At 77.5% G+C, this 262-nt stretch carries 1 pseudogene; it reads right to left on the bottom strand.

The features are described 5' to 3' along the window. Positions 1 to 262: pseudogene (locus CVH10_RS21655) on the bottom strand (hypothetical protein); the annotation flags it as partial.

Raw genomic sequence — 262 nt, 5'->3', positions numbered from 1 at the left:
CGGAACAGGTCGCGATGTTCGGTGAAGACCAGCCGCTGCGCGCGGGCCGCGGCGGCCTTCAGCGCGGCGATCGCGTCGCGCGCGCCCTCCGCTGCATAGACGCGGCCGGGCAGCGCGAGCGCGAAGGTGCCGAGGCCGGCGAACAGGTCAGCGACGGTGCCGGCATCGCCGATCGCCTCGCGCACCGCGGCGACCAGCGCGGCCTCCCCCTCGCGCGTCGCCTGAAGGAACGCGGCGGGGGGGAGCGGAACCGCCACGCCGC

This window comes from Halomonas sp. ND22Bw (assembly GCF_003011945.1).
GTDB classification, from domain to species: Bacteria; Pseudomonadota; Gammaproteobacteria; order Pseudomonadales; family Halomonadaceae; genus Halomonas; species Halomonas halophila.
Note: the sequence above shows the minus strand (reverse complement) of the source record. Positions and strands in the feature narration are given on the sequence as shown.